The sequence below is a fragment of the Streptomyces sp. NPDC046862 genome, from assembly GCF_040704615.1.
GTDB lineage: Bacteria > Actinomycetota > Actinomycetes > Streptomycetales > Streptomycetaceae > Streptomyces.
Genome location: NZ_JBEYXP010000016.1, coordinates 131,552 through 157,894 on the forward strand (window position 1 = coordinate 131,552; position 26,343 = coordinate 157,894).

The 26,343-nt window shown below is 71.7% G+C and carries 24 protein-coding genes; 9 read left to right on the top strand and 15 right to left on the bottom strand.

Annotated features, from left to right (window positions below; translation table 11 throughout):
* Positions 1–23: 23 nt before the first annotated feature.
* Entirely contained in the window at positions 24–668 is a 645-nt protein-coding gene (locus AB0959_RS19915; protein WP_366827734.1) for a TetR/AcrR family transcriptional regulator, read from the top strand.
* A gap of 27 nt (positions 669–695) precedes the next feature.
* Here AB0959_RS19915 and AB0959_RS19920 read toward each other — a convergent pair whose 3' ends face one another.
* The 7 genes from AB0959_RS19920 to AB0959_RS19950 form a co-directional block, all read right to left on the bottom strand.
* Positions 696–1,373, bottom strand: a complete 678-nt coding sequence (locus AB0959_RS19920; RefSeq protein WP_366827735.1) for an SDR family NAD(P)-dependent oxidoreductase — start codon at positions 1,371–1,373, stop codon at positions 696–698.
* Positions 1,374–1,417: 44 nt separating this feature from the next.
* Positions 1,418–2,572: a thiolase family protein gene (locus tag AB0959_RS19925; protein WP_366827736.1), complete on the bottom strand. Its 1,155-nt coding sequence runs from the start codon at positions 2,570–2,572 to the stop codon at positions 1,418–1,420.
* Entirely contained in the window at positions 2,569–3,003 is a 435-nt protein-coding gene (locus tag AB0959_RS19930; RefSeq protein WP_366827737.1) for a zinc ribbon domain-containing protein, read from the bottom strand. The genes AB0959_RS19925 and AB0959_RS19930 overlap by 4 nt, the downstream gene beginning before the upstream one ends.
* Positions 3,004–3,035: 32 nt before the next feature.
* Positions 3,036–4,160: an acyl-CoA dehydrogenase family protein gene (locus AB0959_RS19935; RefSeq protein ID WP_366827739.1), complete on the bottom strand. Its 1,125-nt coding sequence runs from the start codon at positions 4,158–4,160 to the stop codon at positions 3,036–3,038.
* Entirely contained in the window at positions 4,157–6,751 is a 2,595-nt protein-coding gene (locus AB0959_RS19940; protein WP_366827740.1) for a putative PEP-binding protein, read from the bottom strand. Before AB0959_RS19940 ends, AB0959_RS19935 begins: the two co-directional genes overlap by 4 nt.
* On the bottom strand, positions 6,748–7,380 hold the full coding sequence (locus AB0959_RS19945; protein WP_366827741.1) for a hypothetical protein: 633 nt from the start codon (positions 7,378–7,380) through the stop codon (positions 6,748–6,750). The genes AB0959_RS19940 and AB0959_RS19945 overlap by 4 nt, the downstream gene beginning before the upstream one ends.
* A 94-nt stretch (positions 7,381–7,474) precedes the next feature.
* Complete coding sequence (locus AB0959_RS19950; protein WP_366827742.1) at positions 7,475–8,311, bottom strand: enoyl-CoA hydratase/isomerase family protein; 837 nt, start codon at positions 8,309–8,311, stop codon at positions 7,475–7,477.
* A 127-nt stretch (positions 8,312–8,438) separates the two neighbouring features.
* Between AB0959_RS19950 and AB0959_RS19955 the strand changes: the two genes are divergently transcribed.
* Positions 8,439–9,656, top strand: coding sequence for an acyl-CoA dehydrogenase family protein (locus tag AB0959_RS19955; protein ID WP_366827743.1), 1,218 nt, complete (start codon positions 8,439–8,441; stop codon positions 9,654–9,656).
* 66 nt (positions 9,657–9,722) lie between these two features.
* Here the strand turns inward: AB0959_RS19955 and AB0959_RS19960 are convergent, their stop codons facing one another.
* The 8 genes from AB0959_RS19960 to AB0959_RS19995 form a co-directional block, all read right to left on the bottom strand.
* Positions 9,723–10,652 (bottom strand): amidohydrolase family protein, encoded by a 930-nt coding sequence (locus AB0959_RS19960; RefSeq protein ID WP_366827744.1) that lies wholly within the window; start codon positions 10,650–10,652, stop codon positions 9,723–9,725.
* 121 nt (positions 10,653–10,773) lie between these two features.
* A complete protein-coding gene (locus tag AB0959_RS19965) occupies positions 10,774–11,097 on the bottom strand; it encodes an SRPBCC domain-containing protein (protein ID WP_366827745.1) in 324 nt (107 codons plus the stop codon).
* A gap of 101 nt (positions 11,098–11,198) precedes the next feature.
* Positions 11,199–13,652, bottom strand: a complete 2,454-nt coding sequence (locus AB0959_RS19970) for a xanthine dehydrogenase family protein molybdopterin-binding subunit (protein WP_366827747.1) — start codon at positions 13,650–13,652, stop codon at positions 11,199–11,201.
* Positions 13,649–14,191: a (2Fe-2S)-binding protein gene (locus AB0959_RS19975; RefSeq protein WP_366827748.1), complete on the bottom strand. Its 543-nt coding sequence runs from the start codon at positions 14,189–14,191 to the stop codon at positions 13,649–13,651. The genes AB0959_RS19970 and AB0959_RS19975 overlap by 4 nt, the downstream gene beginning before the upstream one ends.
* The gene (locus AB0959_RS19980; RefSeq protein WP_366827749.1) at positions 14,188–15,057 is read right to left on the bottom strand and encodes a xanthine dehydrogenase family protein subunit M; all 870 of its coding nucleotides are present in this window, start codon (positions 15,055–15,057) and stop codon (positions 14,188–14,190) included. Before AB0959_RS19980 ends, AB0959_RS19975 begins: the two co-directional genes overlap by 4 nt.
* A 22-nt stretch (positions 15,058–15,079) precedes the next feature.
* Positions 15,080–16,792 (bottom strand): styrene monooxygenase/indole monooxygenase family protein, encoded by a 1,713-nt coding sequence (locus AB0959_RS19985; protein ID WP_366827750.1) that lies wholly within the window; start codon positions 16,790–16,792, stop codon positions 15,080–15,082.
* 28 nt (positions 16,793–16,820) lie between these two features.
* Positions 16,821–18,044: a styrene monooxygenase/indole monooxygenase family protein gene (locus tag AB0959_RS19990; protein WP_366827751.1), complete on the bottom strand. Its 1,224-nt coding sequence runs from the start codon at positions 18,042–18,044 to the stop codon at positions 16,821–16,823.
* A gap of 49 nt (positions 18,045–18,093) precedes the next feature.
* Positions 18,094–18,882 carry an SDR family oxidoreductase gene (locus AB0959_RS19995; RefSeq protein ID WP_366827752.1) on the bottom strand — a complete coding sequence of 263 codons (789 nt, stop codon included), beginning with the start codon at positions 18,880–18,882 and terminating at the stop codon, positions 18,094–18,096.
* A 116-nt stretch (positions 18,883–18,998) separates the two neighbouring features.
* Here AB0959_RS19995 and AB0959_RS20000 point away from each other — a divergent pair, with 116 nt between their 5' ends.
* From AB0959_RS20000 to AB0959_RS20030, 7 genes are all read left to right on the top strand, one after another.
* Complete coding sequence (locus tag AB0959_RS20000; RefSeq protein WP_366827753.1) at positions 18,999–19,985, top strand: AraC family transcriptional regulator; 987 nt, start codon at positions 18,999–19,001, stop codon at positions 19,983–19,985.
* Between the two features lie 359 nt (positions 19,986–20,344).
* A complete protein-coding gene (locus tag AB0959_RS20005) occupies positions 20,345–21,397 on the top strand; it encodes an Ldh family oxidoreductase (protein WP_366827754.1) in 1,053 nt (350 codons plus the stop codon).
* Positions 21,398–21,428: 31 nt separating this feature from the next.
* The gene (locus AB0959_RS20010) at positions 21,429–23,033 is read left to right on the top strand and encodes an NAD(P)/FAD-dependent oxidoreductase (RefSeq protein ID WP_366827755.1); all 1,605 of its coding nucleotides are present in this window, start codon (positions 21,429–21,431) and stop codon (positions 23,031–23,033) included.
* Between the two features lie 25 nt (positions 23,034–23,058).
* Positions 23,059–23,796, top strand: coding sequence for an SDR family oxidoreductase (locus AB0959_RS20015; RefSeq protein ID WP_366827756.1), 738 nt, complete (start codon positions 23,059–23,061; stop codon positions 23,794–23,796).
* Complete coding sequence (locus AB0959_RS20020) at positions 23,793–25,406, top strand: FAD-dependent monooxygenase (protein WP_366827757.1); 1,614 nt, start codon at positions 23,793–23,795, stop codon at positions 25,404–25,406. Before AB0959_RS20015 ends, AB0959_RS20020 begins: the two co-directional genes overlap by 4 nt.
* Positions 25,407–25,430: 24 nt before the next feature.
* The gene (locus tag AB0959_RS20025) at positions 25,431–25,811 is read left to right on the top strand and encodes a hypothetical protein (RefSeq protein ID WP_366827758.1); all 381 of its coding nucleotides are present in this window, start codon (positions 25,431–25,433) and stop codon (positions 25,809–25,811) included.
* Positions 25,808–26,341: a cupin domain-containing protein gene (locus tag AB0959_RS20030; protein ID WP_366827759.1), complete on the top strand. Its 534-nt coding sequence runs from the start codon at positions 25,808–25,810 to the stop codon at positions 26,339–26,341. The genes AB0959_RS20025 and AB0959_RS20030 overlap by 4 nt, the downstream gene beginning before the upstream one ends.
* Positions 26,342–26,343: the final 2 nt, after the last annotated feature.

The following is a 26,343-nucleotide window of genomic DNA, read 5'->3' on the forward strand; positions in this document are numbered from 1 at the left end:
GTCATCGGCAGTCGGCAGGGAGCATGATGGCCACCACGAAGAACGGCAAGCAGCCCGCCCACCGACCCTCGCGGCGGCAGCACATCATCACCGCCGCCGTGCGGGTGTTCGGCCGCAACGGATTCGCGGAGACCAGCATTCAGGACATCGCGGACGAGGCCCAGGTGGTGCCCACGGCCGTCTACTACCACTTCGACGGCAAGGAGGAGCTGCTCGAACTCGCCATGCGGCGGGTCTTCGACCAGCTGAACGCGGTCGTGGAGGCGGCCCGGCCGGAGTCCGAGCCAGGTGATGCCGAGGGCCTGGTCCGCGTCATCGACGCCGTGTGGGACTGGGTGGAGCAGAACCCGGATGAGGCCCGCCTCTACCAGGTCCAGGTCGCCTCCGCCAACGGCAGCGTCAAGGTGCTGCGGGACGAGTTCGAGCAGCGCCACATCCAGCGTGGCTACGACTATCTGCCCGAGAGCACCACGCGCAGCCCCCGGGCGGCGAAGGCCCGGCACGCCACACAGGCGCTCGCGGTCCGCACGCTGATCAGCACGACCATGCTCGTCACCGCGCTGCGGGCGGAGGGAGGACCGCTGTCCCAGCTGCCTTCCCGGTCCGTGCTGGAGGCGGTCAGGGAGCTGGCACTGCGCATCGTCGCCGCCGAGCAGAAGCCGGCGTAGCCGGCCACCTCGCGGACCTGAGGAAGTTCACCAGGGCAGTGGACCGCGGTCGGCGAACAGGCCGCCCGTCGTCGCGTCGCCCTCGGGAAGGGTCGCCAGCCACACCGGGGTGTCCGCCCCCTCCTCGGGACCGCGCGGGGCGGAAGGGCCGCCCATGTCGCTGCGGGTCCAGCCGGGGTCGGCGGCGTTGACCAGGACACCCGTGCCGGCCAGCTCGGCCGCGAGCATACGGGTCAGGGCGTTGAGCGCCGTCTTGGAGATCCGGTAGGCGGGGTGCCGTCCGGAGTCCATCAGCGCCAGCGAACCGTACGAACTGGTGACGTTCACGATCCGGCCGTAGCCGGCTTCCACCATGCCCGGGACGACGGCCTCCGCGACGCGCCAGGCGCCGGTGAGGTTCGTGTCCAGGGTCGCGCGCAGGACGTCCTCGTCGAGGTACGGGGGCCGCAGATCACCGTCCAGTGACACTCCCGCGTTGTTCACGAGGACGTCGATCCCGCCGGTCAGTTCCCGTGCCTCCCGGACCGCTTCCCCGACGCTCGTCGCGGAGGTCACGTCCAGGGCCAGTGGCAGGGACGCCGGGCCGATGAGGCGGCACGCCTCCTCGGCGGCCGCCCGTTTCCGCGCCCCGACCAGGACCCGCAGTCCCCGGCCCGCGAGCTGCCGTCCGATCTCCAGGCCGATGCCACGTGCCCCGCCGGTCACCAATGCCGTTCTGCCACCATGCCGCATGCCTTGGCCTCCGCCTTTCACACCGTCAGGACCGAACACGCGCTGATCCCGGGCGCCCCGTACACATGAGTGAAGCCCACCCGGGGAGCACCGGGCACCTGTACACCGGGCGCGCGCCCCTGCAACTGCCGTACGACCTCGTGGAACTGACGCAGCCCGGAGGCGCCGACCGGCTCCCCGCCGGCCAGACAGCCGCCGTCGGTGTTCACCGGTATCCGGCCCGCGGGATCGGTGGCCCCGCCCGCCAGCAGATCCTCCTGCTCGCCGTGGCCGCACAGACCGGTCTCCGCCAGATGGATCAGCTCCGAGCCGCTGTCGGTGTCCTGCAACTGCGCGACCTGTACGTCGGCGGGCGACAGCCCCGCCGTATGGAATGCCGCCGCCGCGGCGTCGACACTGGGGCTGCGGTGCGGTCCCGGCGGCAGCCAGGGCGAGAACACCTCGAACGAACCGAACCGCCGGGTCCGGAAGGCCAATGACGCCAGCCTGACGGGTCGTTCGCACAGGTCGAACGCGCGGTCGCCGAGAGCCAGCACCAAGGCCGCCGCACCCTGTCCGGGCGAACAGAACATGTACTGGGTGAGCGGGGGACTGACCTCCGCGGAGTCCAGGATGTCCCGTTCCGTCAGCTCCTTGCGGCGCCACGCCAGGGGGTGCTGGGCGCCGTTGCGGAAGGCCCGCGCGGAGACCATCGCCAGGGCACGTTCTGAGATCCCGTGGTCGTACAGGTACCGCTGGGTCTTCAGCGCGAAGAACTGGGTCGTGAGCATCATGCCGGTCTCGGCGTACCAGTCGCCCAGGCCGTAGCGGGCCGCGGAGACATGGAACGCGCCCCGCTCGTGCTTGTCGAACCCCACCGCCAGCCCCAGCGAAGCCCCGCCCGCGCGCAGCGCGTTGGCCACCGCGAGCACGGTGGAGGCACCGGTCGCGCAGCCGTTCTGCACGTTGACGAACGGCACTCCGGTCAGGCCCAGACGGCCCACCAGGGTGTCGGGCTTGCCGGACACGTCGGAGCCGCCGGCCGCGTAGCCGATGTCCTCCCAGGTGAGGCCGGCGTCGGCCAGCGCCTCGCGCACCGCACGCTCGGCCATGTCCATTCCGGTGACGCTCTCGTCGCGGCCGAAGGGATGCATGCCGCATCCGACCACGTACACGTCGTCGGGCCGGCTCATCGCTCCCCGTCCCGCTCCGGACGGAACGCGAAGGTCAGTACCTCGGTTCCGTCCTCGTCCCGGTACGCGGGCACGGTGGTGAGCCGGACCGGCAGACCGATCCGGATCTCCGCGCGCGGAACCGCCAGCAGCGCCTCGACCAGCACCTCGCCGAGGTCCACATAGCCCACGTGGTACGGCCGGTGGCCGCCGACCGGTGCCCGGTACGGCGGCTTCGGCGGGAACGCCTGAAGCGTCCACGACCACACGCGCCCGCTCACCGGCAGCACCCGCACGGCCATCACGCCGTCCGAGCATCTGGGGCAGGAGTCCTGCCGGGGGAAGACGACGGTGCCGCACCCGGAGCAGCGGGCGCCCACGAGACGTGGTGGTTCCCCGTCGGCGGACTCCCGGCTCTCGAACAACGACTCGTCGATGAGCCTGCTGGTCATGTTCCGTCCCTGCTTCCCTGGCACCGTCATCGTCACCAGCCGAGCAGCCCGGCCAGCCGTTCCCGGTGGTGTGCGGCGCCGCCCAGCAGCACCGCGTCGGACTGGGCGCGCCGGAAGTACAGGTGCGCGTCGTGCTCCCAGGTGAAGCCCATCCCGCCGTGGAACTGCACGCACTCGGCTGCGACGGAGACGAACGCCTCGCCGCACCACGCCTGTGCCACGGCCGCCGCCTCGGCCAGAGCCTCCGGCGAGCCGTCCGCGCGGACCGCGCGCACCACGGCCGACCGCGCGGCCTCCACCTGGAGCAGCATGTCGGCGCAGGCGTGCTTGACGGCCTGGAAGCCGCCGACCGCCCTGCCGAACTGGGTACGGTCACGCACATGGGCCACCGTCATGTCCAACGCGGCCTGAGCTCCGCCCAGTTGCTCGGCGGCCAGCGCCACCAGGGCCACGTCCAGGGCGCGGGTGACGACGTCCGCCCCCTCTCCGCCGACAGTGAGCGGCCGGGCCCGGGCACCGGAGAAGGTGACCACCGCCTGCCCTCTGCTGAGATCCAGGGTGGGGACCCGGCGCACGGAGACTCCCGGTTCGCGCGGGTCGGCGAGGAAGAGGTCCACGCCGTCGGGTCCGGCGGCGGCCACCACCAGTGCCTCGGCGTCCGCGCCGTCGAGGACGAACGGCGCGGTGCCGTCCAGGATCGGGACGCTGCCCTGCCAGGAGGCGGCCACCGGCACCGCGTCGGCCCGCCACGTCCCGTCGGGCGCGGCCACCGCCAGGGCGTGCACGGTGCCCTCGGCCAGCTCGCCCAGCGCCTGGCCGACGGTGCCGCAGCCGGCCAGCACCTGCCCGGCCAGCACGGTGGAGGACAGCAACGGTACCGGCGCCAGTGTCCTGCCCAACTCCTCGCAGACGGCGGCGATCTCGGCGAGGCCGCCGATGCCTCCCGCCGAACCCGGCAGGCCGAGGGCCGCGAGGCCGACCTGCCGACCGAGGACGTCCCACAGCCCGGCGTCGATGCCGGGCGCCTCCTCGGACAGCCGGCGTACCGCGGCGGTGCCGCCGGCGTCCGCGCACACCGAGCGAACGGTCTCGCGCAGGTCCTCCAGCTCGGTGTCCGACAGGGACGTGCCGTCGGTCTCGGTCACGGTGCTCGTCATCGTGCGCTCCCGCTCGTGTCGTTCCGTTCGCGCAGGGCACTGTGCGCGGCCGCCATCCGGGCCACCGGCACGCGGTGCGCGGAACAGGAGACGTAGTCGAGACCGAGGTCGTCGCAGAACGCGATCGACTCCGGGTCACCGCCGTGTTCACCGCACACGCCCAGCTTGATGCCGGGCCGAACGTCCCGGGCCCGCTCGGCCGCCAGCCGGACCAGGGCGCCCACCCCGTGCGGGTCGAGCCGGGCGAACGGGCTGGCGGTCAGGAACCCGCGCTCCCGGTACGAGGCGAGCACCTGGCGCTCGACGTCGTCCCGGGAGAAGCCGTAGGTGAGCTGGGTGAGGTCGTTGGTGCCGAAGGAGAAGAACTCGGCGTGCTCGGCGAGTTCGCCGGCCAGCAGCGCGGCCCGCGGGGTCTCGATCATCGTGCCGAGCCGGTACGGGACCTCCACCCCGGTGCGGGCGGCGACCGCGTCGGCGGCACCGCGTACGAACGCGGCCGCGGCCGCCAGTTCCTCCGGCAGACTGACCAGCGGGATCATCACCTCCAGCTCCGGCCGGACGCCGGTGGCGGCGACATCGGCCCAGGCGGTGAACAGGGCCTCGGCCTGCGCCGGGTAGAGCCGCTCGTGCAGCAGCGCCAGCCGCACCCCACGCAGCCCGAGCATCGGGTTCGCCTCGCGCAGACCAGCGGCCCGTTGCTCCTCGGCCGCGTCCAGCGCCTCGCCGGGGGCGGGCAGGAACTCGTGCAGCGGGGCGTCCAGCAGGCGCACGGTCACCGGTCGGTTCCCGACCGCGGCCAGCAGCGCGTGGAAGTCCTCGTGCTGGGCGCGCTCCAGCGCCGGCAGCGCCTCGTCGCGGGCGGCCGGGTCGGCGGCCAGCAGCACCCGGCGGATCAGCGGCAGCCGCTCGCCGAGGAACTGGTGTTCCGTACGGCACAGCCCCACACCCTCCGCGCCCAGGGCGAGGGCCGTCTCCACCTCGGCCGCCGAGTCGGCGTTGACCCGCACCCCCAGCCGGCTTACACCGTCCGCCCATTCCAGCAAGGTGGACAGTTCAGGCGGCGGTCCGGCCACACTGACGCTCAGCGTCCCCGCGTACACGGCTCCGGTACGGCCGTCCAGCGAGACCGGATCGCCCTCACGCACTACTCGCTCCCCGAAGCGGACCGTCTCGGCGGCCCGGTCCACGCGCAGCCCCTCGGCGCCGCACACCGCGGGTTTGCCGGCGCCCCGCGCCACGACGGCGGCGTGCGAGGCGATGCCGCCGCTGCCGGTCAGCACGGCGGCGGAGGCCAGCATCCCAGGCACGTCCGCGGGCGTCGTCTCGGCGACCACGAGCACGACCTGAGCACCGTCCGCTGCGAGTTCGAGGGCACGGTCACTGGACAGCACGACAGCTCCCGTCGCCGCCCCCGGGGACGCGGGCAGCCCCCTCGACAGGAGTTCCTCCCCGCCGGTCAGCCGCAGCTGGGGATGCAGAAGTTCCTGCACCTGCGCGGGGGTGATCCGCCGTACGGCCTCCTCCCGGCCGAGGGCGCCGTCCCGGGCGAGGTCGGTGGCCAGGCACACCGAGGCCCGAAGCGGCGGGCGCGGCTGCGGCGAGGCGGCGAGAAGGGAGATCTCGTCGTCGCGCACCTCAAAGTCGACCGACACCGGCGCGCCCAGATGCCGCTCCAGGGTGAGCAGGGAGTGCTCCAGCAGCGCGGTGCCGCCCGCGAGTCGTTCCAGCGGTTCACCGGAGTGCGGCGGCGGGGCGCTGCGGCGCACACCGCGGAAGAAGAAGCCCTGCGGGAAGAAGCGACCAGTCTCGGGATCGCGGCTGACCGCCGTCCCGTAGCCCGAGTGGTCCGCCGGGCCGATGCGCAGGGCCTGCACATGCAGGGCGACGGCCAGATCGGCGGGGAGCCGCTGGGCGCGACGGGACCTTCTCGCCCGCGGCGAGTCCCAGCGCCCGAGGAGGGCACGGGCGGCCAGCGCGAGCTGCAGCGACGGGTCGTCGGGGAACGGCCGGGAACCGTGTTCCGCCACCAGGGACAGCAGCACCTCCACCCGGGCCCGCGCCCCGGAGGTGTCCAGGAGGGCGTCGTCGAGCACCGCGCCGGGCACGTCGAGGGCGTACTCGGCGATCATGCGCACGGTGGTGGCCCACACTTCGAACAGCGCGTCCGCCCGCCCGATGACGGCGCACAGGTCGTCGGCGTCGGCGGGTGCGAAGCCGAGACAGGCCAGGTCGGGCGGCAGCCCGGCGATCTCGGTCGGCGCGCTCGCGGACAGGCGCAGCAGCAGCGGCCGGGCCGCGTCCCCGATGCGCCGCCCCGAGAGTTGTTCGACCAGGTGCACGGCGGCTTCGGCGGTGTCGGGTTCGCACAGCGACGCGGCGGCACCGGCGGGCACGGTGAGCCCCGGCACGACCGGCAGGCCGAGGGCCACCAGCCGGTCCATCGCCGCGCCGTGCGCGCCCAGCCCGTCGGCGTCGAGGCCTCGGGTCCTCCCTTGCCCGTACGGGACCAGGAGGCGGCCATGGGTCCCGGAGGGCGTGAGGGAGGCCCCGGACCGTGCGAGCGGGCCCGCATCGCGATCGGTGACGCTCAACCCCGGCTCCTCGTGACCAGTTCCTCTTCGCGGGCCTCGTCCTCGGCCCGGCTGACGCCCAGCACGAGCAGCAGTTCCTGGTGCAGCCGCATCCACACGGTGTGGTACGAGTCGCACAGTGGTGAGGCCAGCCACTCCGGTGCGCCGTCGTCGAAGCGGTCGAGGGCGTCCTCCAGGTCCGTCAGGTACCGTCCGCTGCCCGCGAGCACCCGCTCCAGCCTGCGCAGCACGGGCTGGATGGCCTCGTGCACGTCTTCCAGCGACTCGCGCACCCCGGCGTCGTAGACCTCGTCGGAGTGGTCGTTGGCGGTGCCGTCGGGGCGGCACTGCCAGGCTGTGCAGACGTCGCGGATCGTGCGGTTGACCGGCAGGAACGCCTCGTACGCCGCGGTGATCCGCTCCTCCTGCTCGGAGCCGGCGGGAACCCGCAGGATCTGCGCGGCGGCGGTCTTGGCGCGCTCGGTGGGCAGCACCACCGGCCCTTTCACCATCGCCAGCCCGGCATCGACCAGCGGACGGTGCTCGGACTCGGGTCGGCCGCGCCACATCCCACGCAGAACGAGGTCGACGACGGCTTCGGTGAGGGGTTCGTCGGAGGCGTCCGGCAGGTCCACGGCAGCAGAGTGCATCGCCACACCTTTTCCCCGGTTCTGTGGTGACCGGTTCCTCGGTTCTGTGTTGCCCGGAGGTTACGCCCGGGCGGGCAGGTTAGTGAAGAGTGACTCAAGAAACACTTTGAGGCTCGCTGGTCTCGGCCCGGCTGTCGCCCGGAGTGGGGCGGCGCCGCGCGGCGAGGAACGACGCCATGCGGTCCTGCGCCTGGCGGCCGTCCGCCAGGGCGGCGATCGACCGGGCCTCCTCGGCGAGGTGACCGCGCAGCCCGTCACCGTCACCGGCACGCAGCAGACGCTTCGCGGCACGCAGGGCGTCACCGGCGCCGGCAGCCAGCTCGGCGGCGGTCCGATGTGCCGTGTCGTCCAGGTCACCGTCGTCCACCGACCGGGAGATCAGGCCCCACCGCTCGGCGTCGTCGCCGGTCAGGACCCGGTTGGTCAGGATCAGCTCAGCCGCTCGGCGAGGGCCCACCAGACGCGGCAGGAACCAGGACGCCCCGCAGTCCGGCGTGAGCCCGATGGCCGTGTACGCCAGCCGGAACCGCGCGGACCGGGCCGCCAGGGCGATGTCGCCCACGAGGGCGAGGCCGATCCCGCCGCCCGCGGCCGCGCCCCGCACGGCCGTCACCAACGGCACCGGCAGTTCGTACAGGGCCTGTACCGCGGCGTGCGCGGCACTCGCCACGGCGTGCACGTAGGTGCCGGTCTGCGCGCCGCGAGTGGCGAATGCGCGCAGGTCACCACCCACGCAGAAGCTGTCGCCCGCCGCTCGCAGCAGGACCGCGCCGCCCGGGTCCGCGGCCACCTCGAAAGCCGTGTCCCGCAGGGCCTCGGCCGTCCTCAGATCCAGGGCGTTTCCCCGCTCTGAGTCGTCCAGTCTCAGCTCGACGACTCCGTCGGGGTGGCGGACGATCCGGACCGGCTCGGTGCTCACGGGGAGGCTCATGGCGTTACTCCTGTCGTCTTCCTGCCGCCGGGTGCTTCCCGGCAAGATACTGAAGACGCTATACAGTTTCTAGAAGGCGACGGGTCGCGATGCCCGTACGCCCGCAGGCCCGTCGGCGGGAGGTCCCGTGCCCATCCAGTTCGATGTCGATCCGACTGTCACTCAACTAGCCGCCTCCACCTCCGAGTTCGTGCGCGAGGTGGTCATCCCGGCCGAGCGCGAGTGCGGCGGTTCCGTGCACGAAGCCCCCGAGACACTGCGGGAGTCCCTGCAGAAAGCCGCCCGGGACGCGGGAGTTTTCGCTCCGCACGTACCGACCCGTTGGGGCGGCCACGGGCTCGACCTGCGCGGGCAGGCGGTGGTGTTCGAAGCGGCGGGCTACTCGCTGCTCGGACCCCTGGCGTTGAACTGCGCGGCCCCGGACGAGGGCAACACGCACCTGCTGGAGAAGGTGGCCACAGAGGAGCAGAAGCAGCGGTACCTGCGACCGCTCGCCGCCGGCGAGACCCGGTCCTGCTTCGCCATGACCGAACCGGCTCCGGGAGCGGGCGCTGACCCCCGTTCCCTGCGGACCACCGCGACCCGGGTGTCCGGCGGTTGGCGCATCGACGGGCGCAAGTGGTTCATCACCGGCGCCCACGGAGCCGGCTTCGCCATCGTCATGGCCCGGACCTCCGGCAGCCCCGGCGACCCCGGCGGCGCGACCATGTTCCTGGTCGACGCCGACACGCCGGGCATGCGCCTCGTCCGGACGATCGAGACCCTCGACGAGTCGCTCTTCGCCGGGCACAGCGAGATCGTTTTCGAGGAGTGCGTGGTGGGGGAGGAGCAGGTGCTCGGCGCGGTGGACCGCGGTTTCGAAGGCGCGCAGGTCCGGCTCGGTCCCGCCCGGACGACCCACTGCATGCGCTGGCTGGGAGCGGCCCGACGCGCTCAGGACCTCGCGCTGGAGCGGGCGGGGAGCCGAATGGCGTTCGGCTCGGTGCTGGGAGACCTCGGCATGGTCCAGCAGATGCTGGCCGACTCCGAGATCGACATCGAAGCGAGCCGCGCCCTGATCCTGCGCACGGCCTGGGAGTTGGACACCGGCTCCGCCAACGCCGCGCAGCTCACCTCGGTCTCCAAGACCTTCGTGGCGGAGGCGGTGAACCGGGTGGTCGACCGGGCGGTGCAGATCTGCGGAGCCCTCGGCGTCTCGGCCGCCGACGCACCCCTGGCCCGTCTGTTCAGGGAGGTGCGGCCGTTCCGGATCTACGACGGCCCGTCGGAGACGCACCGTTTCGCCATAGCGCGCCGCGCGGTGCGGCCCTACCGACAGCCGCGCACGGGTCTCGCCGACGGCTGATGACGGCGTCGACGTCCGGGCTGCCACTGGATGAGCTGGGCGCCCCGGCTGGAGCCGCCGGGACCTTCAGGAGCTTGCCGCTGTGCGGGCGGTGAGGACGGTTGGTCCCGAGCGGCCGAGTGCCACCTGGGCTGTGCGGGTCTCGGCTCGGTGTACGAAGTCTTCGCCGCGGTGTGCGACGAGGGCCCGTGGATCGCGTGTGCCCATGGGGAAGGGCCAGTCGCTGCCGAGGACGATCCGGTCCCTCCCGAACATGGTGACGGCGAGGTCGACCACGGCACGGTCGTGGGCGAGGCAGTCGACGTAGAAGCGGCGTACGGACTCGCGCGGGGATTCGGACAGGTCGGGGACCCCGGGACGGTGGGTGTCGGCGCCGCGCTGCCACCGGCCGACGACCGCCGGGAGCAGTCCGCCGCAGTGCACCAGGACGAACCGCATGCCGGGGTGCCGTGCGAGGACGTCGCCGAAGACGAGTTGGGCGGCGGCCAGGGCGGTTTCCCCGGGGTTGCCGAGGAGGTTGGTGAGGTAGAAGGGGGCGAGCCGGGGGTCGGGGGTGGCGCCGGGGTGGAGGAGGAGCATGCGTCCGTCCTCGTCGAGGGCTTTCCACAGAGGAGCGAGTTCCGGGGCGGCGAGCGAGGAGGAGCCGCCGCCTGCCGCGCCGGTCAGCCCGGCCCAGGTCTCGTCGTCGCGCACGCGCTCGTACTCGTCGAGGGCCAGTTCAGGGTGTTCGAGCGGGAGGTAGGCGAGAGGTGTGAGGCGGTCGTGGCCGTCCCGGGCCCGGAGCAGGCCGTCGTTGACGGACCGGACCCAAGCGCGTGCCTCCGGCTCGTCCAGGCCCTGCCGGAAGAAGGGCGGGGGGATCGTCACGATCGCCTCGTCGAGGTCTGCTTCGTCGAGGTATTCCTCCAGGAGATCGGGGCGGTACAGGGCGGGCGGGCCGACGGGCGGCTCGTCCACCCGGGGAGCCAGGTGGGTGTGCAGGTCGATGCCGGGCAAGGAAGGACTCCGATCGTGCGGGGAGGCATGGGAGGCCAGGGAGGCATGGGGGGCAGGAGCCGCTCTCCTCGATGAGGTCGACAAAGCCCCCTGCCGAGGCCGGTTCAAAACAGCACCTGACTCAGGCCAGGGCCGCCGCGCTCTCCAGAACCTCGCCGATGACCCGCGCCGCGACCTCCCGGGCCACGCGTTGGCTGACGCTGGCCGCCGGCCCCCGGACCGCCAGGTCGGCGCACCAGGTGACCCGGCTGCCCGACTCCGCCGCGGAGAAGGCCAGTTGGATGCGCACGTCCACGGCGTGCTGGGCCCGTACGGCGTGGACGGCGAGCACGGCGCCTTCGGAGTCGGCTCGCTCGGCGCGGATACGGGTGCGCAGCGGGATCCGGCCGAAGGGCGTGCGTGGGGTGAACAGGGCCTGTACTGAGCCATCTTGACGCGTCGTCACCTCAGTGAGCGTCGCGACGGATGACAGTTCTCCGGTGCGGGCGGCCAGGGCTGCCAGTGAGGTCCCTGACCCCTCAGTCGTGAACTCTCCGGTGATGAGCATCAGTCCACCTTCACCTTCTCGGCGTCGGCGCCGCGCAGGGCCCGGAGCACGTGTTCCGGCGGGTTGTGGGAGTCGAGGATCATGCCGGTGTCGCCGATGGCGTCCTGGATCGCGGCGCAGATCGCGTGCAGCGGGGCGCCGCCGCCCTCGCCCATGCCCTTGGCGCCGATCGGGGTGAACGGGGAGGGACTCACCACGTTGTCGTAGCGCAGGCTGGGCATGTCGTACGCGGTGGCCGCGTGGTAGTCGTAGAAGTTCGCGGCGGTGAGCTGGCCGTCGGCGTCGTAGCCGAACTGCTCGAAGAGGGTGGCGGAGATGCCGTGCACGGTCGCTCCGTGGACCTGGCCCTCGATCACCATCGGGTTGATCGGGGTTCCGCAGTCGTCGACCATGCCGTACCGCAGGATCGAGGTCTGGCCGGTCTCCTCGTCGATCTCCACCACGCAGGCGTGGATCTGGGTGGCGTAGGTGAGCGTGAGATTGCCGAACTTGCGCTCCAGGTCGGGCAGTTCGAAGGGGGCGCGATAGACGGCTCGGCCAACGAGGCCGACTTCGTCGGCGACCTCGGGCGGCAGGGAGCCGGGGGCGAAGTGGACGATGCCGGCGAGCGCGTCGAACGGCAGGGCGCGTTCGGCGTCACCGCGGACCTTCGCCAGGCCGTCCTCCAGGACGATGTCCTCGGGGGAGGCGCCCAGGACGGCCCCGGCGACCAACTCGATCTCCCGGATCAGCTTCTTCGTCGCGTTGATGATCGCGCCTATGCCCGTCACGGCGAACTGCGAGGCGTACGAGCCGGAGAAGCCGGTCTGCGCGGACAGCGCCGAGTCGCCTCCCCGGTGCACGATCACGTCGTCGTAGCCGACCCCGAGCAGGTCCGCCACGACCTGGGCGACCGTGGTCTCGTGGCCCTGTCCGAAGGCGACGCCTCCGGTGACCGCGTAGACCGAGCCGTCGGCGCCGAGGCGCACCAGGCCGCCCTCGGTGTTCCCCGCGAACGGCAGATGGGCGTTGACGAGCCGGGCCTGCGCGAAGTTGTTGGTGCCCGAGTCGAGGGTGGAGCCGATGCCGATCCCGATCCGCTTGCCGGTGCCACGCGCCCGCTCCTTGAGGCGAAGAGCGTCGTCGTAGTCGATGAGGTCGAGGGCCTTGCGCAGGGAGAGGGGGAGGTTCCCGGAGTCGTACACACAGCCGTTGACCGTGGTGTACGGGTACTGGTCCGGCTGGACGTAGTTCCTCAGCCGGAACTCAACCGGGTCGAAGCCGAGTTTGCGGGCGGCGATGTCCATCATCCGCTCCACGACCCACATGTGCTGGAGCCGCGAGTAGCCGCGGTTGGGGTGGACGGGGCCCTTGTTGGTGTAGACGGTGCGGTAGTGGACCTTGAGGTGCTTGAGCTGGTAACAGGCGTTGGCGACCTGGGTCCAGATGGCGCCGCCGAGCGGCTCGTAGCGGGTGTAGGCGCCGACGTCGTCCAGGGCGTCGTACGACATGCCGAGCACCGTTCCGTCGTTCTGCACCGCCATCCTCACGTTGCGGAACCAGCGTTCGTTGCCGTGGCCGCCCATGTAGTGGTGCTCGGTGCGGGTCTCGGTCCAGCGCAGGGAGCGGCGCAGCTTGCGGGCGAGGAGGGCGACGGCGGTGGCGGGGACGTACATGCCGATCTTGACGCCGAACGAACCGCCGATGTCCTTGCTGATGATGCGGATGCGCTCGGCGGGGTGCCGCATGGCGGACGCCATCATCAGGGTGGTGATCTGCGGCATCGCGCAGCCGCCCGTGATGGTGAACTGGTCCGTCCCCGCGTCGTACTGGGCGGTGACGACCATGCACTCCAGAGGAGTCGAGCTGAAGCGGTGGAAGTGCAGTTCGTCGGCCGTGATGACATGGTCGGCGTGTTCGAGGGCGAAGCCGATGTCGCCCCAGTCGTAGGTCGTCTCCCAGGCGACGTTGGTGCCGGTCTGCTCGTGGACTACCGGCGCGTCCGGGGCGATGGCGTCGCGGGCATCGACCACGGGAGGCAACGGCTCGTAGTCGACGACCACGGCCACCGCCGCGTCCCGCGCGGCCTCGCGAGAGTCGGCGGCGACCGCGACGACCGGCTCGCCCACGAAGCGCACCACGCCTCCACCGGCCAGGCAGCGGTCGACCTCCGGTTCGCCTCCCTCGGGTGGTCCCTGGATCTCCATGAACGGTTCGGTGAGCGCCGTCGCCTCCTCCGGCAGCAGGCAGCCGAGGTAGCCGGGCACGCGGGTCGCGGCGGAGACGTCGATGCCGGTGATCCGGGCGTGGGCGTAGGGGGAGCGGACGAAGAAGACGTGGCCGAGGCGCGCGACGGGCGTGTCGTCGCCGAACTCTCCCTCGGCACGCAGCAGTCGGTCGTCCTCCTTGCGGGGCATGGCCCGGCCGGTCCAGGCCCTGGTGCTCGTGGAGGTCTGCGTGGTTGTACTGGTCACCGGAGCTCACCCTCCTCGTGGCCGTGCGGCTTCGGCACGTCCTGTCCGGCGGCGGCGCGGATGGCGCGGACGATGTTCTCGTAGCCGGTGCAGCGGCAGATGTTGCCCTTCAGCGCGCGGCGCACCGACCGCTCGGTGATCTCCTCGCCGGACTTGAGGAGGTCGGTGGCGGTCATGAGCATCCCGGAGGTGCAGTAGCCGCACTGCAGGGCGTGGTGCTCCTTGAAGCACTGCTGGAGCGGATTGAGGGTGCCGTCCACATCGGCCAGCGAGGCGGCCGTCTCCACGTCCGTGCCGTCGGCCTGGACGGCCAGGATCATGCAGGACTTGGCGAGCCTGCCGTCCCAGCGGACCGTGCAGGCACCGCAGTTGCCGGTGTCGCAGCCGATCTTGGGGCCGCGCTTGTCGAGGTCGTCGCGCAGCCAGTGGACGAGGAGGGTGCGGGAGGAGACGGTGCCCTGCTCGGCGCGGCCGTCGACGGTGACCTCGATCGCGTGGATGTCGGTGGTGCTCGTACTGGTGCTGTCGGCGATGGTCATGACGCTGTGCTCCTTGTCGTCTCCTGCTCCACGGCTGACCGAAGCGCCCGGCGCAGTTGGACCCGGGTCATCTCGACCCGGTACGCGTCCGAGGCATGGGCGTCCCCGACCGCCTCCACCCCCGACTGGTCGAACGCCGCCAGAGCCGGCCCGATCAGTGCGGCGTCCGCCGACCGCCCGGTGAGGGCCTCCTCGACCGCGGGCAGCCGCATCGGCGACCCCGGTACCGCGCCCAGGACGACCCGCGCGCCCTCCACCACGCCGTCTACCGCGTCCAGCCGGACCACGACGCGGGCCAACGCCCATGAGTCGGCGGCGAGCTGGAGGTGGCGATGGACGATCCGGGCACCGGCCGGAAGCGGCCTGATGTGCACGGACGTCAGCAGTTCGCCGGAGCGCAGCGAGGTGGCCAGGCTGCCCGAGAAGAAGGTGTCGGCGGTGATGCTGCGCCACCCGGCCGCCGAAGCCGTGTGGAACCAGGCGTCGAGCGCGGTGAGCAGTGGGGGCAGGTTGTTGGTGGGGTCGTTCAGGCAGCAGTTGCCGCCGATGGTGCCCCGGTTGCGGACCTGCCGGTCCACCAGGCTCGCGGCCATCTCGGCCACGGACGGCTGGAGTCGCCGTACGACGGAGGAGGCGGCGATCTCGGCGTAGGTGGTGGCCGCGGCGATGACCAGCGTGCCGTCGGCGGTGACCTCGATGCCGCGCAGCTCCTCCAGGCGGTGGATGTCGACGAGGGCGGTCGGCTGGGCCAGGTCGAGCTTCAACGCGTTGATCATGGTCTGGCCGCCGGCGAGCACGGCGGATCCGTCGATCTCGGCGAGCAGCGCCGTCGCCTCGGCCAGGGTGCGGGGGCGCACGTAGCGCACGGGAGGGAGGATCATCGGGGCCTCACAGGTCGGGGTGCTTGGCTGCGAGGCGGTAGCTGCCCGAGTGGAAGACCAGGGGGTCCCCGCCGGGCGCGTCGTACCGTTCGACCTCGCCGATCATGACGATGTGGTCGCCGACGTCCAGGCACTGCACCGTACGGCACTCGAACCGGGCGACCGCCCCGTCGAGTACGGGAGTTCCGGCGACGCCCTCGACGATCGCGGCGCCCGCGAACTTGTCGTCCGCCGGTGTGGCGAACTGACGCGAGAGATGGTGCTGGTCGGCGGCGAGGATGTTCACGGCGAAGTGCGTGGCCGCCGTGAAGTCGGGCGTGCTGGGGGCGTTCTTGCCGGGGCACCACAGCACCAGGGGCGGGTCCAGTGACACCGAGGTGAAGGAGTTCGCCGTCATCCCCACCTTGCGGCCGTCGGCGGCACGGGCCGTGACCACGGTGACGCCGGTCGCGTACTGGCCCAGAGCCCGTCGCAACTCCCGTACGTCGAAGGCCGGTTCCGCCTGGGATCGCTTCTCGGCGATCAGCCGCTCGGTCTCGGCGGGTTCGGCCCACCAGGGATAGAGGGTGCGGGGGTCGTCGAAGCCGGCCGCCACCGCGCTCGCCACCGCGGGAACCTCCGCCGCCTCCGTCAGGAGCCGCTGCTGGTGCGGTCGCAGTCCTGCCAGCAGGGAGTTGGTCCAGGCGACCGACCACTGAGCCCAGCCGCGCCAGTAGCCGTCGAAGGTCCGCTGCATCCACGAGGGCGTGAACTCCTCGTCCTCGTGCCGCAGGATGGCGTCCAGGTAGTGCTCAGCCGCTTGGGCCGCATTGTTGGAGCCCTGCCCGGTGATCGGGTCGCAGAGCACGACCGCGTCGGCCATGCCCAGCACCTGGCGGCCCGAGGGGAGCCGGGCCACCGGCTTGCGGACCGTGGGCGTCAGCCGGCCGCGCAGCACACCGCCGTCGTCGGTGAGCGCGGCTGTACGGCAGCGCTCGTACTCGTCCGGGAAGAACCGCCCCAGGATCTCCAGCGAGCGCTCCAGATGATGCTCGGGCGTGCGGACGTCGTCCCAGCAGTCCATGGGACCGCCCGGCACCCCCTCGAAGACCATGATCTCGCAGGGGCCGGAGACGGTGAGCGCGGGGAAAGCGAAGTACTCGCCGACACCCGGCACGATCCGCAGATCGACGAGCGTGTCCCCGTGGCGGGAGCGAGCACCCGTGACATAGGTCAGGGCCAGGACCCGGCGCGGACGGTCGTACGGCGAGCGCTCGGGGTCGCGTGGGAAGACGCGCCCCAGCTCTCCCTTGCCCGTCGCGACGACGACCAGGTCGTGGCTGCGGGCGTACTCCTCCAGATCGGCCACACCGGCCGCCCGGACGACGAGCTTGCCGCCCGCCTGTTCGTACCGCTCCAGCCAGGCCGCGCACTTGACCCGCTGGTCGACCGACTGGGCGGGCGCGTCCAGCGGCGCGTTCCACCCGACGCCGTCGTCCCCCGACAGGGCCACCGCGATGCCGCTGATCTGCGGGGCTTCCTCCTGCCACGTGTCGAGACCGAGGGCGCGCTCGGTCCGCAGGGCCGTGTCGAACATGCACTGGCTCGACATGACCGGGCCGCGCCTGACCTCGTCCGGTCCCCGGTCGGTGACCAGCGTGACCTCGTATCCCCGGTCGCGGAGGCCGAGCGCCAGCTGGGCGCCGGACTGCCCCGCACCGATGACGGCGATGCTCCTCATGACGTAACTCCCAGCTTCTGATGAGACGTCAGGCCGCCACGGCGGCGAGATAGTTCTCGGCCGACACGGGGTCCATGAACCAGTGGAAGAAGTCGCGCGGGTCGTCGAAGCCGTTGGTGAAGCGGCGGGCGATGCGCGGGCTGCCGGCGGCGGTGCCGAGCAGCTTCAGCACGTGCTCGGGCGGCGCGCCGAGCAGGGCGTTGGTCCAGGTGGCGACGTACTGCGCGTAGTCCCAGTAGCGCTCGAAGGTCTCCTGCAGGAAGGCCCGGTCATAGGGGCGGTCGCCGTGCTCCAGGATGCTCGCCAGGTACGACGCCGCGCACTTGCTCGCGTTGTTGGAACCCTGCCCGGTGATCGGATCGTTGAGGACGACGACGTCGGCGAGGCCCAGCACCAGGGCGCCGGAGGGCAGCTGTCCGACGGGCTTGCGCACGGTGGGCGGGAAGCGCCCGGCGAGGATGCCGTTCGGGTCGGTCAACTGGATCTCGGCGAGGCGCTCGGCCTCCCAGGGGAGAAAGGTGCGCACGATGTCCAGGGAGTGCGCCAGGTGCTCCTCGGGGGAGGTGATTTCCTTCCAGGAGTCGAGCGGGCCGCCGGGCACGCCCTCGAAGACCATGATGTCGCAGGGGCCCGTGGTGGTGAGCGCGGGGAAGGTGAAGTACTCGCCGACGCCCGGGATCATGTTGAAGCTGACGGTGGAGAAGTCGTCGCGCGGTGTCATGCCGGTGACGTAGGTGAGGGCGAGGGCGCGCTGCGGGGCGTCGAACACCGAGCGTTCGGCGTCGCGCTCGAAGAGGCCGGCGATCTCGCCCTTTCCGGCCGCGATGACGACCAGGTCGGACTCCCGGGCGTACTCCTCCAGGTCCTCGACGTCGGCCTCCTGCAACACGGTCTTGCCGCCGCGGCGCTCGAACTCCTCCAGCCAGGCGGGCATCTTGACCCGCTGGTCCACCGAGCGGGCGGCCGCGTCGAGGCGCGAGGCCCAGGAGAACGCCTTACCACCCTGACCGTCCGGCACGGTGAAGGAGATGCCCTCGACGGCGGGGCACTCCGCGTCCCACAGGTTCAGGCCGAGGTTGCGCTCGTGGGCGAGGGACGTTGCGAACATGCACTGGCTGGACATGACCCGGCCCTCGCGGATCTGCTGTCCGGTGCGGTTGGTCACGACCGTCACGTCGTAGCCGTTGTCCAGCAGGCCGATGCCGAGCTGGAGGCCGGCCTGTCCGGACCCGATGATGGTGATCTTGCGCATGGTGTGGACCTCCGGTCCGGAACTGGGTGAGGGCTCTATCGCCTGGGAGTCATTCCGCGAGCTGGGGAATCGCCGGGACCAGCCCCTCCGGGCCGGTCGCCGAGTAACCGCCGTCCACGGCCCAGTCGGCACCGGTGACGAAGGACGCCTCGTCGGAGCAGAGGAAGACGACGACGTTCGCGACCTCCTCCGGGTCCCCGACCCGGCCGAGCGGGTGGAAGGGGGCGGCCACCCGGTCGGTCTTCGCGCGGTCGCCGCCGGTCAGCTGATCCATGACCTTCGACCAGGTCCACCCGGGGCTCACGGAGTTGACCCGGATGTTGTCGGACGCCAGGTCAGCCGCCATGTTGCGGGTCAGCTGCACCAGAGCCGCCTTGCTCACCGGGTACAGCCAGCGCCCCGGCTGGGCGACCTTGCTGGAGATGGAGGTGAAGTTGACGATGGACCCGCCGCCCTGCGCCACGAAGTGCGGGTGGACCGCCCGGGCCAGCAGGGACGCGCTCGCCACGTTCACGTCGAGGGCCGTCAGCCACTGCTCACGGGTGGACGCGAAGCCGTCGTCGACGTACGAGCAGGCCAGGTTCACGAGGACGTCCAGCCGCCCGAAGGTCTCGACGGCACGCTCGACGAGGTCGGCGACCTGCGCGTCATCGGTGATGTCGGCCGGGACGAAGAGAATGCCCTCCCCGATTTCCTCCGCCAATTCCCGGCCGCCGTCCTTGTCGATGTCCGCGACGACGACATTCGCCCCCGCCGCGCGAAATGCACGGACGACCGCTTTCCCGATAATGGTTGACCCACCGGTAACAACCGCGGTCTTGACCGACAATCCGCTCATGATGTCTCCTGGTCTTCGTCGGGAGTTGCCGAAAAATTAGGCGCGGCAGTGCAGAGCCGCTATCCGCATCGCGCGGCGCACTGTCCGGATCCCGCTCCCGCCGCCCGGAGGTTCCGATGTCGTCCAGTGAGGTGCTCCCGCTCCGCAGACACGAGCGCTTCCACACCGCGGAGGCGGACGAGGCCCGGGCCGAGGTGGGGCGCGCCTTCTGCCCCCACGACCTGCGCGTCGTCGGCAACCCGACACGGTTCGACGCCCGGATGCACGGGATCACCTTCGCGGAGACCGGGCTGTACTACCTGGACTACGGCGCGGACGTGATGATCACGCCGGGTGCTCTGGAGGACTTCTACCTGGTCCAGATACCGCTCGCCGGGGCAGCGGAGATCGCCTGCGGACGCGAGCAGATCGTCTCGAGGCCCCGGCTGGCCTCCGTACCGGACCCCACCGAACATCTGGCGATGCGCTGGCACGCGGGCAATCCCCAGCTCATCGTGTGGGTGCGCCGGGCCGCGATGGAGGACCACCTGGGCAAGCTGCTCGGCAGACAACCGCGCATGCCGCTCCGGTTCGACCTCGGCATGGACCTCACCACGCCCGCCGCCCGGTCCTGGCTCGGCATCGTCGACATGCTGCGCCGCGAGGTGGACAACCCCGCCGGCATGCTCGGCCGGCCGCTGATGGTCAGGCAGCTGGAGTACCTGCTGACCTCACAGCTGCTGCTCGCCCAGCCGCACAACTTCAGCACGGCCCTGCACGGCGAGGAGGAGCCGCGGGTGGCGCCACCCGCCGTGCGCAGGGCCATGGAGATCATCGAGGGCCACGCGGCCGAGCCGCTGACCGTGGAGGACGTCGCCGAGGCGGTCGGGGTGAGCGTGCGGTCCCTGCAGGAGGGCTTTCGTCGGCACGTCGGGACGACCCCGGTGTCGTATCTGCGCGAGGTGCGGCTGGACCGGGTGCGCGCGGAACTGAAGGCCGCGCTGCCGGGCACCCTGACGGTCACGGACGTCGCCTACCGATGGGGCTTCTTCCACCCGGGGCGCTTCGCCATCGCCTACCGCGAGCGGTTCGGGGAGCACCCGTCGCAGACGCTGCGCGGATAGGCGTCAACAGCTCGGCTCCGCCCATCGGGTGAGGCCGCCGGCATCGTCGTACACGCCGTGATCACAGGTCGGAGCGGACACGATCGTGGATCCCCGGACGTGCTCGTCGTCAGCCCACTGCGGCTGGAGCTGCGTTCCAAGCTGGGTTCACGGCGATTTTCCGCCATCCGTTGAGCGCCGTCGACTGTCCGGATACCGAACCTCGGCGAAGGATGCGGAAAGTGGACGGCGACCCTCGTTCAGCGGATAGCCGATCAATTGGTCCGCCTCTAATTTCTTGACATCCTCAGGGCCGACCGGAAATCCCGGCGACGTCAGGGGAAATTCCCGAAACCCCGTCCGTCTCGTGGAGATCCCGAATGAGTGACCGTATTCCTGTCTCGCCCGACTGGCTGTCCGAAGCCGTCGGGACGGTGTTCACGGCTGCCGGCCTTTCGCCCCGGGCCGCGGCGACGGTGGCCGGGAGCCTGGTGGAGGCGGACCTCCGCGGCACCCCCTCGCACGGCGTGATGCTCGTGCCGATGTACGTCGAGCGACTGCGCAAGGGCTCGGTGAGTACGGCGGAAACCGCCGAGGTCGTCCATGACGTTGGAGCCGTCGCCGTACTGGACGCCCGGCACGCGCTCGGCCAGCTCACCGGCGACCAGGCGATGGAGCTGGCCGTCGACAAGGCCCGTACGTATGGGATCGGGGCGGTCACCGTCCGGCACGCGTTCCACTTCGGAGGCGCCTACCGCTATGCCCGTGCGGCAGCGGTGGCGGGCTGCGTCGGGATCGCCGCGGCCAACACCCGCCCGCTGATGCCCGCCCCTGGCGGCGCATCCGCCGTGGTGGGCAACAACCCCCTCGCCGTGGGCGTCCCCACCGGCCATGGCGAGCCGATCCTGCTCGACATGGCTCTCTCCGAGGCCGCCCTCGGCAAGATCCGCCTCGCGGCCCAGGAAGGCCGTCCGATCCCGCCCACGTGGGCCACCGACCGTGACGGCACCCCGACGACCGACCCGGCCGAGGCCCTGGCCGGCCTGCTGCTGCCCGCCGCCGGACACAAGGGTTACGGACTCGCCCTCGTCGTCGACGTCCTCACCGGCGTGCTGTCGGGCGGCGCCTTCGGCGGGGGAGTGCGCGGCCTGTACGCCGACACGTCGACGCCCAACGACTGCGCGCACTTCTTCCTCGCCCTCGACGTGGCGGCGTTCGGTGATCGGGCCGGGTTCGAACAGCGCGTGGCCGTGCTCGGCGCGCAGATCACCGGCTCACCGAAGGCCCACGGCACAGAACGGCTACTGCTGCCGGGCCAGTTGGAGGCGGAGCGACAGGCCGCCAGTAGCGGTGTCCCGCTCGACGCGAGTGTCCTCGGCGCGTTGACGGAGACCGCCACTTCCCTGGGCGTCACCCTGGGCGAACCCCGCTGAACAGCCCCACCCACGACCCCGAGGAGCATCCATGGCACGCACGGTCGACGCCATCGTCATCGGTTCCGGTGTGAACGGCCTGGTCGCCGCGGCCGAACTGGCCAAGGACGGCTGGTCGGTGGCCCTGCTCGAACGCGGCCCGCGCATCGGCGGCTTCATCGCGACCGAGGAGCGCACCCTCCCCGGCTACCGGCACGACACGTACTCCTCCTGGCACCCCCTGTTCGTGTCCGGCGGCGCCTACGCCACCCTCGGTGTGGATCTGCACCGCCACGGCCTGGAGTACCGCAACACCGACGGCTTCGTCACCGGCACCGTCACCGACGCGGGCCGCGTGGTCCTCGCGCACCGGGACGCCCGCACGACGGCGGAGGGCTTCGCCCATGCCGCCGACCGGGACGCCTACCTCGCCATGCTCCAACGCTTCCTCGACAACGCGGACGCCATCGGCGGCTTCCTCGGCGGCGACCTCCGCTCGCCCAGGATCTGGAAGTCCGTGGCCCGGCTGGTGCGACGGGAGCGGTTCACCGGTACCGAGGCCTGGCTGCGCGCCGCCCTCACCAGCGGCCGCTCCTATGCCCGCGCCGAGTTCGAAGGCGACGAGCCCGACCTGCTGTGGGCGCCCTGGCTGCTGCACGCCGGACTCTCCCCGGACCACGCCTCCGGCGGCCTGATGCTCCCCATTCTCGCGGCCACGATGCACGGCTTCGGACTGCCCGTGGTGGCGGGTGGCGCCGGCAACTTCCCGCGCGCCTTCGAGGCCCTGCTGACGGAACTGCGGGTGGACATCCGCACCGGACAGCCGGTGGAGCGGATCATCGTCAAGGACGGCAGGGCCGTGGGAGTCGGCGTCGAAGGTGGTGAGACCCTCCTGGCCCGCCGCGCGGTCCTCGCCTCCGTCACCCCGACCGCGCTCTACGGCGAGCTGCTGCCGCCCGACGCCCCGGTCCCGCCCGTCGTACGCGACCAGGCCCGCCGCTACCGCTACGGACGCGCGGCCATGCAGATCCACGTCGCCCTCGCAGCCCCACCGGCCTGGCACGACGACCGACTCGCCGGCGTACCGCTCCTGCACTTCGGCGACGGATCCGCGAGCACCGCCATCGCCTGCGCGGAGGCCGAGGCGGGTCTGCTGCCGCGCAGGCCCACGGTCGTCGTCGGCCAGCAGCACGTCCTCGACCCGAGCCGGGTCCCCGAGGGCGCGGCGGCACTCTGGATCCAGCTCCAGGAACTGCCGTACGAGCCGACCGGCGACGCCGCCGGAGAACTGGACGTGAACGGCGGCTGGACCAAGGAGCTGACCGAGGGCTACGTCCGCCGAGTCCTGGCCCGTATCGCCCGCCACGTGCCCGACCTGCACGACAAGGTCCTCGCCTGGGACGCCGTCACGCCCACGGACCTGGCCGCGTACAACCCCAACGCGGTGTCCGGCGACCCCTACGGCGGCTCCGCCGAACTCGACCAGAACCTGCTGTGGCGCCCGCTGCCCGCCGCAGCCCGCCACGCCACACCGGTCCCCGGCCTCTGGCAGATCGGCGCCTCCACCCACCCCGGCCCCGGCCTCGGCGGCGGCTCGGGGCACCTCGTGGCCCAGCAGCTCATCCGCGGCGCCCGCCGCCGCATCGCCCGCCGCTGATCCGGAACGACAGGAGTCGGACCCCATGAAAGCCCTCTTCGACGCCTCCGGCGAGGTACTCGTCGTCACCGGCGGCGCCCGCGGCATAGGCGCCGCCCTGGCCCGCGGCTACGCCGCCGCCGGCGGCACCCCGATCGTCCTCGACGTGGAACCCTCGGACGAACTGCACGGCATCGAGCAGTACGCGATCGACGTCTCCGACCGCGCCGCCGTCCACACCGCCGTGCAGAAGATCGTCGCCGACCACGGCCGCGTGGACGCCCTGGTCGCCGGAGCCGCCGTACAGCCACGCACACCCGTCGCCGACACCTCTCCCGAGGAGTGGCGGCACACGCTGTCCGTCAATCTCGACGGCGTGGTGTGGGCCTGCCAGGCGGTGCTGCCCTCCATGCGGGAGCGCCGGTCCGGCGCCATCCTCGTCTTCGCCTCCGGCCTGGCCCACATGGGACGCGCCGAGGCCTCCGCCTACGCGGCCGGCAAGGGCGCGCTGATCCCGTTCGCCAAGTCCCTGGCCGCCGAGGTCGCCGTCGACCGCATCCGCGTCAACACCGTCTTCCCCGGGGTCATCGACACCCCCCAGTTCCGGGCCGCCAACCCCAGCGGTGGCGAACGCGAGCACTGGGAGCGCACCACCGGTATCGGCACCCCTGAGGACGTCGTCGGCCCGCTGCTCTTCCTCCTCTCCGACGCGGCCACGATGACCGGCTCGACGCTCACCCGCGACCGCGCCTTCAGCAACAGCCCACAAGGAGCGACCCCGTGACGACCGCGTACGAGACCGACGCACTCGACGAGCTGCCCGTCGCCGTCATCGGCGCCGGACCCATCGGCCTCATCACCGCCCTCGGGCTGGTCCACCACGGCGTCCCCGTCGTCGTGTTCGAGGAGGACGACCGGCTCTCCCTCGACACCAAGGCCGGGACCGTCCTCACCCGCACCCTCGAAGTCCTGCACCGCTACGGCGCGTTGGACGACGTACTGGCCGCCTCCCTGCGCATCGACGAGATCGGCGACCTCGACCGGGCCACCAACGTCCCGACGTTCAGCGTCCGCACGGCCGAACTGACGGAGGACACCCGCTTCCCGTTCGTCGTCAACATCCCCCAGCACCACCTCGAACCGGTACTGCGCACCGTGCTGGAGAAGAAGGCCCCCGGCGTCCTGCACATGGGCCACCGGCTGACCTCGTTCACCCAGTACGACGACCACGTGGAGCTGCGTCTTCAGACCCCCGGCGGCGAACGCACCGTACCGGCCCGGCATGTGCTGGCCTGCGACGGCGGCCGCTCCCCGGTGCGGGAGCAACTCGGCATCACCGTCGAGGGCAGGACGCTCGCAGAGCGCTACATGCTCGTCGACCTCAAGGCCGACCTTGACGTCGACAACCCCCGGGACTACCCCTACCTCGCCTACTTCGGCGACCCCGAGGAGTGGATGATCCTGGTCCGCCAGCCGCACTGCTGGCGCTTCCTCTACCCGCTCGCCGCCGGACGCCCCGAGCCGGACAAGCACGAACTCGCCGCCAAGGCACGCCGGTTCATAGGCGACGTCAAGGACCTGGAGATCCTCGGCACCAACATCTACACCGTCCACCACCGCGTTGCCGACCGCTGGTTGGACGGACGCGTCCTGCTGATGGGTGACGCCGCCCACCTCATCACCCCCATGTGGGCCCTCGGCCTGAACACCGGTGTTCTCGACGCCTCCAACCTGCCCTGGCGGCTCGCCTGGGTACGGCGCGGCTGGGCCGACGAGTCACTGCTCGCCGGTTACGAGAAGGAACAGGCCCCCGTCGCCATCCAGGGCAGCGGCGAGATGGCCGAAGCCGCCCGCGCCTACATGGACCGCCGAAGCGGCTCCGTCGAGGCCATGACCGACGGCGACTGGGGCAACGCCTTCACCCGCGCCCTGCTGGGCGTCCGGCTGGACGTCGACGGCAAGGGCGACTGGTCGATGGTGAAGAGCGGCGACCGCCCGCTCCCGGTGGCCGCCGGCGACCGAGCCCCCGACCTGCCCCTGTTCGGACCCGAGGGCCGCGTGTACCTGCACGACCTCATGGCCGACTCCTTCGTCGCCCTGTACTTCACCGACACCCGCCGCCACCCCGCGATCCCGCCGCAGAACTCCCCGGCACTGCGCCACTACGCCGTCAGCCGCTGGGACGCCCCGCACGATTCGGGCCTGCGCGACCGGGCCCTCTTCGACCCGGGAGAACGGGTACGCCGCCGCTTCGGAGTCACCGACGACACCCTCGTGCTGCTCCGCCCCGACGGCCATGTGGCCGCCCTCGTCCCGTACGACCCGGACGGCGGGCACAACCGGGCGGCGGAGTTGTACGAGCGGATCACGGGCCGCCCCGTACCGCGGACCTGACGACAAGTGAGGAGAAGCGTCACGATGACCACCGCACTCGCCCCCGACGGCACCGAGGTCCAACTGGCCCCCGTGGGCCAGGAGATCGTCTTCGAGAACGAGCACGTACGGGTCTGGGAGATCACCCTGGAGCCGGGTGCCCACCAGCCCTGGCACCAGCACCTCAACCCGTATCTCGTCATCGCCCTCGAAGCCGCCGACAACCGCATCGACGCCCTGGCCGGCGGCGAGCCACGGCTGGTCCACGAGGTGACCGGCGGGGTCGTCTACCGCGAGCCCGGCGAGATCCACATGCTCACCAACCGCGGCACCACGCGCTACCGCAGCCGCCTCGTCGAACTGAAGGACCTCGGCGAGAACGCGCCTGAGGAGCACACCGACGCGCCTCAAGGAGCACACCGATGACTGAACCCACACTGATCTCCGCACCCCCGCGCCCGGACGCGGTCCCCGCCGAGGAATGGGCGGAGAACCTCTCGGAACCGGCCGACTACGGCGGTGAGGGTCCCGACCGCTCCCGGGAACACAAGGTGGACGGCCCGAACGGCGAAACGCTCTTCCGCTTCCGCGAAATCCTGCTCCGGACCCAGGACTTGGCGTGGCTGGACAAAACCCTGGCCGGCCTCACCCACAAGGCGCTGTGGCGCAACGAGGAAACCGGAGCCTCCATCTCGCTCGTCCGCTTCCAGAAGGGCGCCGGCATTCCCTCCCGCCACTCCCACGCCTCGAACCAGTTCATGTTCTGCCTCAAGGGCCGCTACACCTACGTCCCCACCGGACTGACCCTGACCGAGGGCTCCTTCTACTGGAATCCCAAGGGCAGCCTGCACGGACCGACCCTTGCCGAGGAGGAGTCGATCCTCCTGGAGGTCTACGACGGCCCCCACTACCCCACCCAGCCCGACTGGTACAGCAGCCCCGACGACGCCCGCTGAGG